Source organism: Saonia flava, from assembly GCF_011927795.1.
Lineage (GTDB): Bacteria > Bacteroidota > Bacteroidia > Flavobacteriales > Flavobacteriaceae > Saonia > Saonia flava.
In genome coordinates, this window is sequence record NZ_JAATJJ010000001.1 from 2675618 (window position 1) to 2692680 (window position 17063).

Below are 17063 nucleotides of genomic sequence, written 5' to 3' on the forward strand. Positions count from 1 at the left end.
ACTAATTTTAGTTTAGACTATTTTTATTTAGGAATATTTAAGGTTGCAACTATTTTGTTTCCTTGCTTCTTTAGTACTTTCTCAATTGGATTAACTAAATTTCTTATTATTTGCTCACCATTAGGGTCATCTATCAAGGCAACTAGAATATATCTTCTATTTGGATTTTTTCCCCAAACCAAAATAGAATCCGAATGATAGGTCTTCCAAGAACCAGATTTTCTAAATAATCGGGCATTGGGTGCAATTTTGTCCAAAGTATTTACAAACTTATGATGAAGCTCTGGGTTTTCCATAATGTCCAGCATTTGTTTGGATCGTTTTTCATTTACCAAACTTCCATTGGCCAACAAGTAGTAATATCTGCATACCTGGGTTACAGTTGCAGCATGACTCAAATTTTTCAATGGCTCCCTATTAGTGTCACCACCACCACCATAGCGCTTGCCTACCCATAGTCCCCCACCTTTTTCCTTATCATAAAATTCATATTTTGGGTCAGTCATAACAGCCTCTATTTTTTCATATCCTACCCTATCAATCATTCGTGTAGAAGCTTCATTATTGGATTTGCTTATCATTAAACGCATATCTTTTTTTACATCAGGGGCTTCTATCAATTCTCCTTTTTCAATTGCATCCATGGCGGCCAAAAGAATGGCAATTTTAGGTAAGCTGGCAGCATACATCATGTGGTTGCCATTTACTCTTGCAAAACGAACTTTTTCAGGGTTGCTTAAATCAACAATGCCAATAGCCATTTTCTTTTCTGCTATAAGCTTGCTCCATTCGGAATGAGACATTAGTTCTTCTTCTAAACTACTTTGTAACGAATTGTCCAATAATGTAGGCAATGGTCTTATTTTGGAACTGGTTACTTGTAAAGGCAATTCACTTTGGGCAATTAATCCAGTGGTTATTGTTAGTAAAAAAAGCAGTGTAAAAATGTTATATTTCATATGTTGTTACAATTACTCCAAAATGTAGTCAAAAGTATTGAATCTGAGGAATGGTTGTTTGTTAAATTTTTGATTGAACAGCTTGACGATTAGTCCAATCAAATATAGGTTTTCCATAAAGTAGGCTAAAAATAATTGTTAAAATTTGCACTTTAAGAATCATAATAATACTAATTATGTACTACCTTTTATGTAGGGTATTTTTTTAGCTTTTAAATGAATATTGAAAATAAAAACTGTGCAAATGAACCTTAAAGATGGAGTGAGAACAGCCGAAAACAAGGTTTCTTCTGAAACTTTAAGGCTTAGTGCTTTTGTTCAGGATTTTGGTAACTCTTTGGTCGATAGGTTAGAATCCTATGAGGATATTATAAATCTTGAAATTGGTGATACAGGACTTAGCCGTGCAAAGACCATGGAAAGGGAGTTCGATATTCGTCAACTATATGTTAAATATGAAGGGGATAACCCAACGGGAACCCAAAAAGACCGCATTGCATTTGCCCAATTATATGATGCATTAAGAAGGGAATACAAGGTAGTTTCATTGGCTACTTGTGGTAATTATGGCGTAGCTGTTGCGCTTGCCGCTCAATTAGCCGGTATTACATGTAAAATATATATACCAGAGTCTTACAAGACGGATAGAATAGGCGAAATGATTTTACTAAACGCCGAAATTATTAGGTTGCCGGGAAGTTATGAGGATGTGGTAAAAAAAAGTAGCGAAATAGCATTGGATAAAGGGTGGTATGATGCAAATCCAGGTGGTACCAATACGCCAATACAAATTTCTGCCTACTCGCAAATAGCATTTGAGATTTTTGAAGATTTGGGAGATGCTCCTAAATATTGTGCTGTTCCCGTTTCCAATGGTACTCTTATTGCAGGTATTTTTAGGGGGTTTGTTAACTTGTATAAAAGAGGTAAAACTTCTAGAATACCAAAAATGATAGCTGCTTCATCCACACATAAAAACCCTATTATTGAATCATTTATTCAAAATCTTGATTATTGTAGAGATTTAGATCCACAAAAAATTAGGGAAACTAAATACAATGAACCTTTGATCAATTGGCATAGCTTTGATGGCAACGAAGCGCTCTATGCCTTACGTGAATCTGGTGGTGAAGCATTTAATATAAGTGATGCTAAACTAAAACAAATGACAACGCTGTTGTTGAAGAAGGAGGGATATCGAATTTTGCCTGCAGCGACAGCTGGTCTTATAGCACTATTAGAATTGGATAAAGAGTTAAACTTTGAACCGGACCGCTTCATAGCAATATTAACTGCTAAAAATTAAAAGAAAAATGAGAAAAAGTATTGATGGTAGTGCCCTAGTGTACTCTGAAGGAGCATTTAATACGCCAAATGGTAAAACTGCACATGGCCTTGTAAGGTTTACGGAACGATATAATATATTGGGAGTATTGGATAGTGCATATGATGGTATGGATGCAGGGAGTGTTTTGGATGGAAAACATAATGGGATTCCAATTTTTGGTAATATTGATGATGCCTTAAAGGAACTTAAAGCTGTAGGCAAAAGTCCAAAATTTTTGGTCATGGGACTTGCGCCAGATGGTGGGCGATTGCCTGATAATGCCAAAGGAGCTATTACAAAGGCCTTGGAAGTGGGGTTGAATATTGATAGTGGACTTCATGATTTTATATCCAACGATGAAAACATAATGGCGATTGCCATAAAAAATAATTGTCAAATTCGGGATGTACGTAAAACCCCAGATAGGGATAAGCTTCATTTTTTCACGGGAGATATTGAAAAAGTGGATTGTCTTAAGTTGGCCGTACTGGGCACAGATTCAGCTTTAGGAAAAAGAACTACTGCTTGGATATTAACACATGCATTTAGAAAGGCAGGAAAGAAGGCAGAAATGATTGGAACAGGCCAAACAGCTTGGATGCAAGGAGCCAAATACTCCATGGTAATGGATAGTTGTATAAATGATTTTGTTTCTGGTGAAATTGAACATGCGGTTGTAAGTGCATGGAAAAACGAGAAACCAGATGTTATAATAATAGAAGGGCAGGGTAGTTTAATGAATCCGGCTTATCCTGGTGGTTTTGAGATTTTGGCAGCTGGAAGGCCAGATTTTGTTATTTTGCAACATGCCCCAAGCAGATTGGAGTATGATGGATTTCCAGGGTATAAAATGCATTCCTTATCTAAACAGATTAATGCCATAGAGGTGATTTCAGGAAAAAAAGTTATAGCAGTAACGGTTAATCATGAATCAATGAATGAAAATGAAATTATTCCCGCTTGCGACGCTATTACAAAAGAAACGGGACTGCCTGCCTTTGATGTTTTAAAGTTTGGTGCAGAGGAACTTATTAATTTATTGAAGGCAGAACTAAAATGAAGATAACCCATATATCCTATGAACGATTAGATTTAAAGTTATCTTCTCCCTATACCATAGCCTATGAAACTATATCTAAAACTACCAATTTTATACTGAAAATAGAAACAGAAGGAAAACTTGTGGGGTATGGATGTGCGGCACCTGACAAAATCGTAACAGGTGAAACCCCAGATGAACTTGAAATAGCAATCAACACTATAATTACTGATTATCTAAAAGGTAAGGATGCTTCTTTCTATGCTCATATTTTGTGGGAATTAAAAGAGTTGTTGGGCAAAAAATCATCCGCTTTGGCTATGGTAGACATTGCTTTGCATGACCTATTTGCAAAAAAAGCAAAAGTTCAATTGTATAAGTTTTTAGGTGGCTATAGGAGTAGTATAGCTACAAGTATTACTGTTGGTATTTTACCCTTAAAAGAAACTTTGGAACTGGCTCAAAACTATGTATCCAAAGGATTTTCCATTCTTAAAATTAAAGGTGGTTCCCATCTTGGAGAGGATATAGAAAAAATGATAAAATTACGGGAGAAACACCCAAATATTACTTTTAGGTTTGATGGTAACCAAGGGTATTCCGTGGTAGATTCAATTGCCTTTGTAAAGGCCACAAGTAGTGTTGGTATTGAGATATTTGAACAGCCAACAAAATTAGAAGTAGAAGAACGTTTAGGTAAGGTTACCGAGCAAGTTTCAATTCCAGTTATGGCAGATGAAAGCTTAAAAACGTTGGGTGATGCCTTTCGTTTGGCACAGAATGAAAGGGTGGACATGGTAAATATAAAGCTTATGAAAGTAGGTGGGATAATGGCGGGTATGCATATTAATTCTGTTGCAAAATCTGCTAATATAGATGCAATGGTAGGTTGTATTGATGAGTGTGGATTGGGTATTGCCGCAGGCCTTCATTTTGCATTGTCAAGACCAAATATTTTATATGCGGACTTAGATGGACATTTGGACATCATAGATGATCCTTATCACAAAATGTTTAAATTGGAAAATGGTATAATGTATCCAAATGATACTTTTGGTTTGGGCATGTTTGTTTAATATTAAAGTCAATTAACCACTATATGGGGTTTGCTTATTATAAAGTTAAAATTAAATTCATTATACATGAAATTTACAAATAGGACGGTATACACCTTATTAATTGCTTTGTGCCTTATTGGCTTTTGGGTGTTTGAGAATTTTTACACCCCAGATTTATATTCAGCGCCAGATGGAGAGGCTTCAAAGACAGAAATGAACGAAATGTTTTTGCCAAGTTCAACAACTGGAGCAATAGTTCACCATGATCATTTCTCTCTTTCTTATCATGAAAAATATGAGCAAGCAGAATGGGTTGCTTATGTGCTCAGAAAAAACCACCTAACATATGATGATCGGGAGAGGCCCTATTTTATTGAAGACCCAAAGGTGAAAACAAAATCAGCAGATTGGCGCAATTATAAAAGGTCTGGATATGACCGTGGACATTTATGTCCAGCGGGTGATAGACGGTTTTCCGAATATGCCTATAATGAAACATTTTATACTAGCAATATTAGCCCACAAGACAGGGACTTTAATGCAGGAGTATGGAATAGATTAGAGATGCAAGTACGGCAGTGGGCCAAAAAATATGGGGATATACAGGTTGTAACCGGTGGTATTTTAGAGAAAGGGTTGTGGACTATTGGAGAAGAGGATGTCGCAATTCCCAAATATTATTATAAAATTGTTAGCAGAGGGAATGTAAAAAACCCAAAAGTATTGGCATTTTTAATTCCGCATGAAGAAAGTACAAGCTCATTGAAAAATTTTGTTGTTACTGTTGATGAATTGGAAAGAATGACCAAAATTGATTTTTTTGAAAAAATGCCGGATGCCTTGGAGAGTAAATTTGAAGCCGGGAAAAAAACCAATAACTGGAAATTTTAATGCCATTCATTTAATCTATTTGTATCCAGTTTTAAGAGTACAAAAAGTAATATTGAAAAGCCCAGCATGCTAGATCCCCCGTAGCTAAAAAAAGGAAGGGGAATTCCAATAGTTGGAAGGATGCCGATCACCATCCCAATATTTATGAAATAATGGAAAAGTAGTATTGAGATAACACCATACCCATACATTCGATTAAAAGCTGATTTCTGCCGTTCCGCTATATGAACTAGGCGTAATAATAACAATGTAAAAAGAATAATTACTGTAGCCGTTCCCACAAAGCCCCATTCCTCTCCCACGGTGCTAAAAATATAATCCGAATGCTGTTCCGGGACAAAATCCCCCTTTGTACGCGTTCCTTCCAGAAAACCCTTTCCAAAGAAACCTCCAGATTCGATTGCCTTTTCCGATTGATAGGTGTTGTAGCCAATGGATTTTCTAATTTCTTCCAATTTGTCAGGGTCTTTTTCCAAGCGAAGCCACAAACCAAATCGGTCTCTATGGCGCTGTTCAAAAACATTGTTAAACACAAAATTCACAGAAAGTGAGAATATTATGGTAGCAAGAAAAAATAAGACCACTGGAAATATTGGGACTTTAAAAGTTGCTTTCTTAAAAAAGAAGAAAAGAATAATGATAAGGGCCAATCCAATCCCGACCCATATAGTACCATACATCAAAGTCGTTACAAAAATGAGAATCAAAACGAGTCCAATCCCCAGATAAAATAGGGGGACTCCCTCTCTGAAAAGCACAAATATTAAAGCAAGAAATACCAAAGCACTTCCGGGATCTGGCTGTGGAATAATTAATAGGGCAGGGATAAAAATAATTAGGAATGCATAAAGTTGGTGCTTGCCTCTTTTAATATCTGTTTGTATATCACTAAGGTATTTTGCCAAAGCCAAAGCCGTTGCCACCTTGGCAAGTTCTGAAGGCTGAAAATTAAAAAAACCTAAATTATACCAAGATGTGGCACCTGCCACGGTTTTTCCAAAAACAAAAAGACCTAAAAGAGATGCTATTGCGATAATGTAAAGTAGGCCAGAAAAACGTTCGAAAAAATTGGTTTCAAGAGCGAGAATCACAATTATCACCAAAAAACTAAGTCCAATGAAAAACAATTGCTTGCCATACAGTTCGCTGAAGTCAAGTATAGATAAGCTGTCTTCTGAAAATGTACTGGAATAAATATTTAGCCAACCTATGCTTGTTAATAAGAGATAAAGTAAAATGGTGAACCAGTCTATTCTTTTAAGGACACTTTTACCAAACATACTCGTTTATCTTAAACGGTTGCCCACTATAAGGTTTGGCGTATTCATGCTCCAAAGTCTTTTCTAACATTCTCTGCTCCAAATCTTTTCTTGTAATCTCTCCTTTCAAATATTTTTCTATTAATAGAGAGGCAATATGCCCTGCATATCTGGAGCCAAAATATCCATTTTCTATATATACTGCTATAGCTATTTTTGGATTGTCTACTGGGGCAAAAGCAACAAATACGGAATGATCGGTGAGTTGTGTCCTTACACTATCAATTTTTGTAAAATTTTCAACTGTACCTGTTTTTCCTGCAATATCTATTCCATCTATACGAAGCCTATTGGCCGTTCCATGTTTGTACACATTGGCCATGCCTTCAATGATAGGTTCAAAATGTTCCTTGTCTATGGTAGTATACTTACGTTGAGTAAAATTTGGAATGTCTATATCGTCGTCTCCAATTTTTTTGATTACATGTGGAGTGTAATAATATCCCCTATTGGCTATAGCCGCAGTCATATTAGCCAATTGGATAGGTGTTGCAGCAACCTCACCTTGCCCAATGGAATTAGAAATTATAAAGGATGAGGACCAGCGGCCATCACCATAAACATTATCATAATATTTTTTGCTGGGGATTCTACCAGGGGCACCTGTATAAATATCGGACCCTAAATAACCACCCAGTCCAAAACTTTTCATGTGCTTTTCCCAAACATCCATGCCCTCATCTGTTGTGGGGTATTTATCATAGATTCTTCTAAAGGTGTGTGCAAAGTATGCATTGCAAGACTTATATATTCCTGAATTCATATCTCGTAGACCACCACCACAGTGGCAACCTCTTTTAATATTACCCACATAAAAGCCATTATAGCACCTAACTTTGGTGTCAGAGGTCATAACACCTTCCTGTAGGGCAACAAGTGCATTAAGGGTTTTAAATGGAGAGCCAGGAGAAGGCTGCGCCAAGATAGAACGGTCCCATGTAGGTTTTGCAATGGAATCATAATACAATTTTGTATAATTTTTGGAGCGTTCCCTGCCTACCAAAAGGGAGGGGTTGTATGTAGGTCCAGAAATCATGGCCAGTATTTCCCCGGACTCTGGCTCAATGGCAACAATTCCTCCACGCTTGCCATGCATTAGTTTTTCCCCATATTCCTGTAATACCTTATCCAAGGTAATTCGGATATCTTTTCCTTGTTTGGGAAGTGTATCCAATGTTCCTTCCTTATAAGGCCCTATATCCCTATTAAAGCGATCTTTCTGTATTAATTGAACTCCTTTTTTGCCCCTTAAAATGCTTTCGTATTGTTTTTCAATACCAGTTCTTCCCGTAAGTTCACCCGCTATGTAATACGTGTTTTTTGCCAAGTCACTATCGTTTACCTCACTAATATATCCTAAAACGTTGGCGGCACTGTGTGTTACATAATCCCTTAAGGATCTCTTTTGAATATAGAAACCTTCATATTTTCTCATTTTCTCTTGAAGCCCTGCATAATCTTCTTTCGACAATTGAGGGACCAAAACAGAAGGCAATCTGGGAGAATATACTTTCGCTTTCTTTAATTTTAAAATAAATTGTTCTTTGTTAATTCCCAGTAGACTGCAAAACTCCATAGTGTCCAGTGGTTCTACCTCCCTTGGTATAACCATTACATCATATGCAGGTTGGTTGGCGACCATAAGTTCCCCATTGCGGTCATAAATATACCCGCGTTCTGGATAGTCGTATATCGCTTTTACAGCAGTATCTTCAAGAATTTGATTAGGGGAAAAACTAAATACCTGTAAATATGATAGTCTACCAATAAAGGTAATCCCAATAATGATGATAATGGAGGATAATAAAAACTTCTTCATTATTTTTCAACTTTAAAAAGCAGACTTAAGAGAATACACATTAAAAATGTACCGCAAAAAGTAACTATTATTTTCTTTAAAATTAATAAAGCATTTGAAAAGCTTAAAATTTCCAATGAAAAGAAAACAATATGGTGTATTATAATCAATAACGCTAAAAAGGTAATTTGTTGTGCCTTTGTTGCGCTACTTATTCTAAAGCTTTGGAACTCGTAGTTGACCCCAAAAACAAATCTCATTAGGGAGGGTCTTAAAAAAGCAATAGTAACTGTAGCTGCTGTGTGCAGTGCTAGGGTGTCTGAAAATATATCCACAAACAACCCTAAAAGAAAAGCAATAACAATAAAAGCCCCTTTGTTCTCCTTAATGGGATACCAATACAAGAATAAAATATAAACAAATGGATTTATATAACCCAAAAAATTTAATTTATTGAATACTAATACCTGAACCAAAACAAGTAAGACAAACCTAAGGATGTTTATAAAGTAAAAATTACTGAACATTTTCTAGTTTAGACTCCAATTCTAGGATTTCAGCCCTATTGGTATTGATTATAATATATGCGTTTTTTAGGTTGGCCATGTCATTGAACAGTTGAACATCAATATTATATAAAGTTTTTGATGCATTTAGGTCGTATTTTCTAATGGTCCCAATGGGGATATTTTCCGGAAAAATACTGGACATTGCTCCCGTGACTATGGTATCCCCAACATGCAATGGTACAAGGCGGGGAATGTCTATTAATTGTACCACATCATATCTTTCTGTGTTCCATACTAAAGAACCAAAATAATCAGTATTCTTTATTTTGGCATTTATGTTGGATTTGGTATTGAGAATACTTTGCACTTTTCCATATTTGGATGAAGTATAATCTACAATTCCAATAATTCCGTTACTTGTGATAACGCCCATGTCTTGTTTAATAGAATCATTTCTCCCTTTATCAATGGTTAAGTAATTTCTTGGGCTGGCATAACTGTTCTTAATAATTTTGGCAGAAGTTAGGGTGTAGTTGATATTAGAGGTGTCCATTTTAAAGAGGCTCTCACCTTTTTTATTATACAATAAACCTCTTAGCCTTCTATTTTCTTCTACTAGTTTTTTGTTCTGTTCTCCCAAATCAAAATATGAAGAAACACTACTGGATATATTATAGACTCCTCCAGAAATTCGATTGGCGGAGTTAAAAAATTTGGATTTGTGAAAAGAATGGGATTGTATTGTGAATCCTAGCGCAATGGACATCAAAAAGATATAAAGTAAAGTAATTTTATATCTAATTATAAAATTGATAATCTGCTGCATTCACTTTTTGTTTTAGCAAACCCATTAAAAAAGCCTAAAAAAGAAGCTTTTATTTTATTAGGATACTCTTGTAACGTTCTAGATTTTTTAGCGCAATACCTGTGCCTCTTACAACAGCTCTTAGTGGGTCTTCGGCAATATATACAGGTAAATCGGTTTTTTGTGATAATCTTCTATCCAATCCTCTTAACATAGAACCACCACCGGCCAAATAAATACCGGTATTATAGATATCGGCAGCTAATTCCGGAGGAGTTTGTGATAAGGTTTCCATTACTGCATCTTCTACTCGTAGAATGGATTTGTCCAGTGCTTTTGCAATTTCTCTATAGGAAATAGACACTTGCTTAGGTTTACCTGTTAACAAATCCCTTCCCTGGACGGACATTTCCTCTGGCGGGGACTGCAAATCTTCTGTTGCGGAACCAATTTGAATTTTGATGTTTTCGGCTGTGCTCTCACCAACATACAGATTGTGTTGCGTTCTCATGTAATAAATAATGTCGTTTGTGAAAACATCACCTGCAATCTTTACAGATTTGTCACAAACAATTCCTCCCAAGGCAATTACAGCAATTTCAGTAGTACCACCTCCTATATCCACAATCATGTTTCCTTTGGGCTGCATAATATCCAACCCGATACCTATGGCGGCTGCCATGGGCTCATGAATTAGATAAACTTCCTTTCCATTTACACGTTCGGCAGATTCTTTTACCGCGCGCATTTCTACTTCCGTAATTCCAGAGGGAATACATATGACCATTCTTAATGCAGGTGGAAACCATTTTTTCTTTAGAGCAGGAATATTTTTGATGAACATGTTGATCATCTTTTCCGAAGCATCGAAATCTGCAATTACTCCATCTTTTAAAGGTCTAATCGTTTTAATATTCTCATGGGTCTTACCTTGCATCATGTTGGCTTCCCTGCCAACGGCAATAATTTTTCCCGTTATTCGATCTCTCGCTACTATGGATGGGCTATCTACTACTACTTTATCCAGATGAATAATAAGAGTGTTGGCGGTACCTAAATCAATAGCTATCTCCTCGGTCAAGAAATCAAAAAATCCCATTTATATTATTAGTTTCGTTTCGGATTAAAAGTAAGTTTTATCGATGAAAGTAACAAAATTAATGTTTAAAATGTCTAGTTCCCGTCATTACCATAGAAACGTCATTTTCATTACAGTAATCAATGCTTAACTGGTCCTTAATAGAACCCCCTGGTTGTATTACACTGGTAATGCCCACTTTGTTGGCAATTTCCACACAATCTGGAAAAGGGAAAAAGGCATCACTGGCCATTACAGAGCCTTTTAAATCAAAACCAAAGGACTGTGCTTTATGAATAGCTTGGTTAAGAGCGTCCACCCTAGAGGTTTGCCCAGTTCCACTAGCACATAGTTGTTTGTTTTTTGCCAGTACAATTGTATTGCTTTTGGTATGCTTGCACAATTTGGAAGCAAATATTAAATCTTCTAATTCGTTTTTGGTAGGGCTTGTAGTGGTAGCATTGGATAAATCTGAAATAGCATCCGTAATATTGTCTTTATCCTGCACTAGTACACCGTTTAGGCATGTTCTCACAGAAGTTTCTGGCAACTCAATGTCCTTAAGGATAAGAATAATCCGGTTTTTCTTTCCTTTTAAAATTTGCAAAGCTGCCTCAGAATAACTTGGTGCTATTACCACTTCGCAGAATAGTTTATGAATTTCTTCCGCTGTGGCAACATCAATTTCTTTGTTGCTTATTAAAACACCGCCAAATGCGGAAACCGGGTCGCCTGCCAAAGCATCTACATAAGCTTGGTGTAGGGTGTCACGCATTGCCAAGCCACATGCATTGTTGTGTTTTAGGATGGCAAAAGTGGGGGCGTCATTTTTAAATTCATTAATTAAATTTACGGCAGCATCAACATCCAATAAATTATTGTACGATAATTCTTTCCCGTGAAGTTTGGTGAACATAGCATCGAAATCACCAAAAAAGAATCCTTTTTGGTGGGGGTTTTCACCATATCGAAGCACTTTTCCATTTGGTTCGCTAATTTTTAAAACTGCCTCAACATGGTCTTGATTGAAATAGTTAAAAATAGCCGTATCATAATGAGAGGAAATATTAAAGGCCTTGGCAGCATAACGCTTTCTATCTGCAACGGTTGTTGTACCATTATTTGCTGTAATTACTTCAAGAAAATCAGCATAATCCTCCATAGATGAAACACAAAGTACATCCTTATAGTTTTTTGCGGCTGCTCGGATTAGTGAAATGCCGCCAATGTCAATTTTTTCTATAATATCTTGCTCAGATGCACCACTGGCAACCGTTTTTTCAAAAGGATATAAATCAACTATTACAATATCCAATTGTGGAATCTTAAACTCTTCCATTTGGGCAATATCGCCGTCATTGTCTTGGCGGTTTAAAATTCCACCAAAAACCTTTGGATGAAGGGTTTTTACTCGGCCTCCTAAAATGGAAGGATAATCGGTTACTTCTTCAACTGGAACCACATTGATTCCTAACTCTTTAATAAATTTTTCAGTTCCCCCAGTGGAATAAATAGTTATTCCAAGTTCTTTAAATTTTTTTACGATAGGTTCTAGGCCATCTTTATGAAAAACAGAAATTAAGGCCGATTTGGCTTTTTTAGAAGTGCTCATTTTGCTTGTGTGGTTATAAAAGAGTTAAGGCAACAAAAGTACTTTTTTTGAAGTTAAAAAACGATGCTGTTTATTAACAAAAGCCTTAAAGTTTTAAAGAATTTTGGCCACTTCTTGGTTTACAAATTCTAAAAAACGTTCGTCTTTTTCTGTGAATGGGTCTGCCGTGTTGGAGTCAATGTCTATTTGCCCAATATTTTCACCATTAACAAATAAGGGAACTACGATTTCCGCTTTTACAGTGATACTGCAAGCAATATAATTATCCTGTGCCATAACATCTGGCACCACAAAATTTTTATTGGATTCTGCTACCTGTCCACAAATTCCTTTCCCAAATGGAATAATTGTGTGGTCTGTTGGATCTCCTGCATAAGGGCCAAGTTTAAGCTCTTTTTTGTTTCCATTTTTAAAATAGAACCCTACCCAATTATAATAAGGGACATTGGCTTTTAGAAGGTTGCAGATTTGAAGCAATCTTTCATCAAGTACTAATTCCTTGTTTTGTGTGATAATGGATATTTTTGGTCTTAAACTTTCTAACATGGCGGACAATAAAAATAAATTGAGGGCACTAAATTACAACAATTATCATTTTGGATATTGCGACTGTGGGAGTTGATAAATCATTTTTTGATAAAAAAGTATTCAATGTGTCTATTTGGATGTTGATAATGAAATAGTTGTAATTAAAAAGCCCGCTTCAATATTGAAGCGGGCTTTTAATTTATTAAGGATGTGTGTTATTACATCATTCCTGGCATTCCACCGCCACCTGGCATTGCAGGCATGGCTGGTGCTTCCTCTTTAATGTCGGTCAAAGCACATTCAGTAGTTAAGATCATACCCGCAACAGAGGCTGCATTCTCTAAGGCAACTCTAGTTACTTTCTTAGGATCTATAATACCTGCTTTAAGCATGTCTACATAAGTCTCAGATTTTGCATCAAAACCAAAATCACCTTTTCCTTCTATAATTTTAGAAATTACAACAGAACCTTCTCCACCAGCATTTTCTACAATTGTTCTAAGCGGAGCTTCAATGGCTCTTGCTACAATTTGGATACCCGTTACTTCATCAAGATTTTCAGTGGTAAGCTTATCCAATACTGATTTTGCTCTTACTAAAGCAACTCCGCCACCGGCAACGATACCTTCTTCAACGGCCGCTCTTGTTGCATGCAAAGCATCGTCCACTCTGTCTTTTTTCTCTTTCATTTCAACTTCTGATGCAGCACCCACGTATAATACGGCAACACCACCGGCCAATTTAGCCAAACGCTCTTGAAGCTTTTCTTTATCATAATCAGAAGTAGTAGATTCTATCTGACTTTTTATCTGATTTACCCTTGCCTTAATATCTTTTGAGTTGCCAGAGCCATTAACTATAGTTGTATTGTCTTTGTCAATGGTAACCGTTTCAGCTGTTCCCAACATGGTTAAATCTGCATTTTCCAAAGAGAAACCTCTTTCTTCAGAGATTACAGTACCTCCTGTCAAAATAGCAATATCCTCTAACATTGCTTTTCTGCGATCGCCAAAACCAGGAGCTTTTACCGCGGCTATTTTTAAACCACCTCTCAGCTTGTTAACAACCAATGTAGCCAATGCTTGTCCATCCACATCTTCAGCAATAATCAATAATGGTCTTCCGGATTGGGCAACTGGCTCCAATATGGGAAGTATTTCTTGTAGATTGGAAATCTTTTTATCAAACAAAAGAATATAAGGATTTTCCAAATCGGCAATCATTTTATCTGTATCTGTTACAAAGTAAGGAGAAAGATACCCTCTGTCAAACTGCATTCCTTCAACAACATCTACATAGGTGTCAGTTCCTTTTGCTTCCTCAACAGTGATAACACCCTCGTTCCCGACCTTGTTAAATGCTTGGGCAATTAAATCCCCAATAGTTTCATCATTGTTTGCGGAAATAGAAGCTACTTGCTTTATTTTGTCTGTTGAACTACCTACTTTTTTTGCTTGTTTTTCAAGGTTTGCCACTAAAGCTTCAACAGCTTTGTCTATACCTCTTTTAAGGTCCATTGGATTTGCACCCGCTGCGACATTTTTTAAACCTTCTTTAACAATAGCCTGTGCCAATACAGTGGCGGTAGTTGTACCGTCACCAGCTTGGTCATTGGTTCTAGAAGCAACCTCTTTCACCATTTGCGCTCCCATATTTTCCAATGGGTCGTTCAATTCAATCTCTTTGGCTACAGTAACACCATCTTTGGTTACCTGTGGAGCTCCAAAAGATTTGCTAATGATTACGTTTCTACCCTTAGGTCCTAAAGTTACTTTTACAGCTTCTGCTAATTTATCAACACCACGTTTTAGTCCGTCACGTGCTTCTATATCAAATTTTATATCTTTTGCCATTTCTTAGTTACTATTTATAATTAAACAATTGCTAAAATGTCACTTTCGCGCATCATTAGATAATCTGTACCTTCTAATTTTAGCTCGGTACCAGCGTATTTTCCATATAGAACCGAATCACCCACTTTAACGGTGATTTTTTCATCCTTTGTGCCTGGTCCAACGGCCACTACTTTTCCCTTTTGAGGTTTTTCTTTAGCGGTGTCAGGGATAATGATTCCAGACGCAGTTTTGGTTTCGGCTGCCATGGGCTCAATAAGTACCCTGTCTGCTAATGGTTTAATACTAAGTTTCGCCATGTTTTTATTTTTAAGTTTGATATTTTAAATTCTTGGATTTAAATAGACAGAAATTGTGCCATTGCAAAAAAACTGACACATTGTTAAACAAAAAATGCCAGCTTGTCATTTTTGCTGGCATTTTGCTATATTTTTCACAATGTATTTTCTGTATTATTGAATCGTATCAATAGGGTCAGTTGTATTTGTCGCTGCAGGAGTATCGGGTGTAGTCGTTTCTGGAATGGTATTTTCTACATCATCACCTTGTAACAACTTGGAATCTGCATCCCCAAAATTTCCTTTTAGGGCCACATTGGACAAAAGAATAAGAACAATTAGCAAAGTTGCCAATGTCCATGTACTTTTATCTAAAAAGTCCCCAGTTTTTTTAACACCACCCACAACTTGGTTGCCACTGCCACCAAAAGAAGAGGAAAGACCACCTCCTTTTGGATTCTGAACCATAATAACCAATACCAATAAAAGGCATACTACGATTATTAAAATTAAGAAGATTGAAAATGTACTCATTATCTATATATTTTCCTGTTGTATTTTCTCTACCGCTTTAATTCGGTCTGCAAAGAAACTACTTTTTTCTGGATATTTCAAACTTAAAATTTTATAAGCCTGGATAGCTTTTTTGTACTTTTTTTGTTCCAAATAAACCTTTGCCAAAGTCTCTGTCATCAACTCATTTGAATCTATTTTGGATGATTCTTTGATGTTAATTTTTTGTTCTGAATTTTCCTTTGGAATTATTTTGGGATTGGTTTCAATGAACCGGTCAATTAAATCAAATTTTTTCTTTTTTAGCACATCTTGCTCTATTGCAAAATCTGCTTCTTCACTTTCGTTATCGACATCTTCTTTTTGTTTGGTAGAAGCTAATTGCAACCATTCGCTAAACGAGTGTTTTTCGTTTTTTGTAAACTCCAAAGGTTTGCCCAGTTCCAATTCTTTTTCTGCTTCTTTCTTAGCTCGGGATAGGGCTATGTCAATTTTTGGGTCTTTGGATTTAAAAAGTTTAGGGTCCAATATTTCTTCCGCTTCCTTAACATTCTGCGGAAGAGGTTTGTCTTTAGATTTGGCATCATGTAATGTTTGCGCCTCTTTTTCTGTGGTTTCTTGTTTATCTAAAAAACTTTTCGCTGCAGAAATATTTTTTTGAAGAAATTCTTTTGAAGTTATAAAATCAAAAAGTACTTCTCTATCAGCAATATGTGCGGCCGTAACCTTTAGGGCACTATTGTATTTATAACTGTTGAGGTTTTTTAAACCTTTTAAATGGACTGCCCTAGCAGCTTGAAAATAAGGGTATTCAGCAAGAACATCTTCAAGTTGTTTTGTTTGTACAGGGGAATCTACCTTGTTAGGTTTTTGCAATAAATATGTAAAGTCTTGTACATTCATAAATATTACCAATCTGCTAATGAAGCACTAAAAATATCTTGGTTTATACGTTCAAAAATTTCTTCATGAGCCTGGCTCTTAACAGCATCTAGTAACGAGTTAGCAGGATAGTCAAAGAAAAACGAAAAGCGTCTTTCAAAATCCACGTCTTCCTTAGTGGTATTATAAAAGCGCACATTTACGGACATGGTAAGCCTGTTTTGGGCTGCAGTTTGGTTGGCTGTTGCAGTCATTGGAGCAATACGATATTCCACAATTTCACCTTCATAAAGTAAATCGCCATTACTTGTTACCAGGTCCAAACTGGTTTGGTTCATAATTAAATCTTGCAAGGCCAATGTAAAATTTCTGTCCAGCCCGGGCTCTATAATTGACCCAGCACTTTGTGTGGCATAATTTTGAAAAAAATTCACTTGAAAAGTCTCGGCCGTCCCAACATCACCACCTGTAAAATTGTATATACCACAGCTGTTCAATAATAGAAGCGACAATAGGCCAATGGTTTTTAGCAATTTTTTTTTCACGTATTAAGTTTTGCTTTTTAAAAGCCCATTATGGACTTTAATATTGTTAAAATTCAAAAAAATAGTCGG

At 36.3% G+C, this 17063-nt stretch carries 17 protein-coding genes; 4 read left to right on the plus strand and 13 right to left on the minus strand.

Annotated features, from left to right (window positions below; genetic code table 11):
* Positions 1 to 23: 23 nt before the first annotated feature.
* Complete coding sequence (locus tag GGR42_RS11740; protein WP_167964124.1) at positions 24 to 959, minus strand: serine hydrolase; 936 nt, start codon at positions 957 to 959, stop codon at positions 24 to 26.
* A 244-nt stretch (positions 960 to 1203) separates the two neighbouring features.
* On the opposite strand from GGR42_RS11740, the gene GGR42_RS11745 reads away from it, so the two are divergent.
* The 4 genes from GGR42_RS11745 to GGR42_RS11760 all read left to right on the plus strand — a co-directional run bounded on the left by GGR42_RS11745 (position 1204) and on the right by GGR42_RS11760 (position 5274).
* Positions 1204 to 2265, plus strand: a complete 1062-nt coding sequence (locus GGR42_RS11745) for a pyridoxal-phosphate dependent enzyme (RefSeq protein ID WP_167964126.1) — start codon at positions 1204 to 1206, stop codon at positions 2263 to 2265.
* Between the two features lie 7 nt (positions 2266 to 2272).
* Positions 2273 to 3346 carry a DUF1611 domain-containing protein gene (locus tag GGR42_RS11750; protein WP_167964128.1) on the plus strand — a complete coding sequence of 358 codons (1074 nt, stop codon included), beginning with the start codon at positions 2273 to 2275 and terminating at the stop codon, positions 3344 to 3346.
* Complete coding sequence (locus GGR42_RS11755; RefSeq protein ID WP_167964130.1) at positions 3343 to 4401, plus strand: mandelate racemase/muconate lactonizing enzyme family protein; 1059 nt, start codon at positions 3343 to 3345, stop codon at positions 4399 to 4401. The genes GGR42_RS11750 and GGR42_RS11755 overlap by 4 nt, the downstream gene beginning before the upstream one ends.
* A 66-nt stretch (positions 4402 to 4467) precedes the next feature.
* Positions 4468 to 5274, plus strand: coding sequence for a DNA/RNA non-specific endonuclease (locus GGR42_RS11760; protein WP_167964132.1), 807 nt, complete (start codon positions 4468 to 4470; stop codon positions 5272 to 5274).
* Here the strand turns inward: GGR42_RS11760 and rodA are convergent.
* The 12 genes from rodA to GGR42_RS11820 all read right to left on the minus strand — a co-directional run bounded on the left by rodA (position 5271) and on the right by GGR42_RS11820 (position 16994).
* Complete coding sequence (rodA, locus tag GGR42_RS11765) at positions 5271 to 6554, minus strand: rod shape-determining protein RodA (RefSeq protein WP_167964134.1); 1284 nt, start codon at positions 6552 to 6554, stop codon at positions 5271 to 5273. The two genes, GGR42_RS11760 and rodA, sit on opposite strands and share 4 nt — an antisense overlap.
* Positions 6544 to 8412 carry a peptidoglycan D,D-transpeptidase FtsI family protein gene (locus tag GGR42_RS11770; protein ID WP_167964136.1) on the minus strand — a complete coding sequence of 623 codons (1869 nt, stop codon included), beginning with the start codon at positions 8410 to 8412 and terminating at the stop codon, positions 6544 to 6546. The genes rodA and GGR42_RS11770 overlap by 11 nt, the downstream gene beginning before the upstream one ends.
* Positions 8412 to 8918, minus strand: a complete 507-nt coding sequence (locus tag GGR42_RS11775) for a rod shape-determining protein MreD (RefSeq protein ID WP_167964138.1) — start codon at positions 8916 to 8918, stop codon at positions 8412 to 8414. The genes GGR42_RS11770 and GGR42_RS11775 overlap by 1 nt, the downstream gene beginning before the upstream one ends.
* Positions 8908 to 9726 carry a rod shape-determining protein MreC gene (gene mreC, locus GGR42_RS11780; RefSeq protein WP_167964140.1) on the minus strand — a complete coding sequence of 273 codons (819 nt, stop codon included), beginning with the start codon at positions 9724 to 9726 and terminating at the stop codon, positions 8908 to 8910. Before mreC ends, GGR42_RS11775 begins: the two co-directional genes overlap by 11 nt.
* A 49-nt stretch (positions 9727 to 9775) precedes the next feature.
* Positions 9776 to 10804, minus strand: a complete 1029-nt coding sequence (locus GGR42_RS11785) for a rod shape-determining protein (RefSeq protein WP_167964142.1) — start codon at positions 10802 to 10804, stop codon at positions 9776 to 9778.
* Positions 10805 to 10862: 58 nt separating this feature from the next.
* Positions 10863 to 12395, minus strand: a complete 1533-nt coding sequence (gene purH, locus GGR42_RS11790; protein ID WP_167964144.1) for a bifunctional phosphoribosylaminoimidazolecarboxamide formyltransferase/IMP cyclohydrolase — start codon at positions 12393 to 12395, stop codon at positions 10863 to 10865.
* A 93-nt stretch (positions 12396 to 12488) separates the two neighbouring features.
* Positions 12489 to 12941, minus strand: a complete 453-nt coding sequence (locus GGR42_RS11795) for a GAF domain-containing protein (RefSeq protein ID WP_167964146.1) — start codon at positions 12939 to 12941, stop codon at positions 12489 to 12491.
* Positions 12942 to 13141: 200 nt separating this feature from the next.
* On the minus strand, positions 13142 to 14776 hold the full coding sequence (groL, locus tag GGR42_RS11800) for a chaperonin GroEL (protein WP_167964148.1): 1635 nt from the start codon (positions 14774 to 14776) through the stop codon (positions 13142 to 13144).
* A 20-nt stretch (positions 14777 to 14796) separates the two neighbouring features.
* Positions 14797 to 15075, minus strand: coding sequence for a co-chaperone GroES (locus tag GGR42_RS11805; protein WP_167964150.1), 279 nt, complete (start codon positions 15073 to 15075; stop codon positions 14797 to 14799).
* A gap of 153 nt (positions 15076 to 15228) precedes the next feature.
* Positions 15229 to 15588, minus strand: coding sequence for a preprotein translocase subunit SecG (gene secG, locus GGR42_RS11810; protein ID WP_167964152.1), 360 nt, complete (start codon positions 15586 to 15588; stop codon positions 15229 to 15231).
* A 3-nt stretch (positions 15589 to 15591) separates the two neighbouring features.
* Positions 15592 to 16470: a hypothetical protein gene (locus GGR42_RS11815; RefSeq protein ID WP_167964154.1), complete on the minus strand. Its 879-nt coding sequence runs from the start codon at positions 16468 to 16470 to the stop codon at positions 15592 to 15594.
* Between the two features lie 5 nt (positions 16471 to 16475).
* The gene (locus tag GGR42_RS11820) at positions 16476 to 16994 is read right to left on the minus strand and encodes an LptE family protein (protein ID WP_167964156.1); all 519 of its coding nucleotides are present in this window, start codon (positions 16992 to 16994) and stop codon (positions 16476 to 16478) included.
* Positions 16995 to 17063: the final 69 nt, after the last annotated feature.